This is a genomic window from Streptococcus mitis (assembly GCF_946190325.1).
In the GTDB taxonomy this organism is placed as follows: domain Bacteria; phylum Bacillota; class Bacilli; order Lactobacillales; family Streptococcaceae; genus Streptococcus; species Streptococcus mitis_CF.
Genome location: NZ_CAMHZR010000082.1, coordinates 1 through 237 on the forward strand (window position 1 = coordinate 1; position 237 = coordinate 237).

Consider the following 237-nt stretch of genomic DNA (forward strand, 5'->3'; position numbering starts at 1 on the left):
TATATGAAAACCATAACCACCCTAGCGAAGATTGGTATTATCGTAGCGTTTATTGGCGTACTTACTCCTGCTCCAGCGTCAGCTCAGCAAGCACTTTCTGTGTATTGTTTGGCTAGTCCTTCATCAGTAAATTCTAATGATCAAGTGACATTCACTGCTTATGCATCAGGAGGAAATGGAAGTTACGCGTATATCTGGAGTGGATCCGATAATCTCACTGGTGGAACTCAGTCTGTC

At 43.0% G+C, this 237-nt stretch carries 1 protein-coding gene; it reads left to right on the top strand.

Annotation, left to right across the window (positions count from 1 at the left end; all coding sequences use genetic code 11):
- Nucleotides 1-237: hypothetical protein (locus N8M95_RS09270; RefSeq protein WP_261117096.1), on the top strand; the 237-nt coding region annotated here is incomplete at both ends.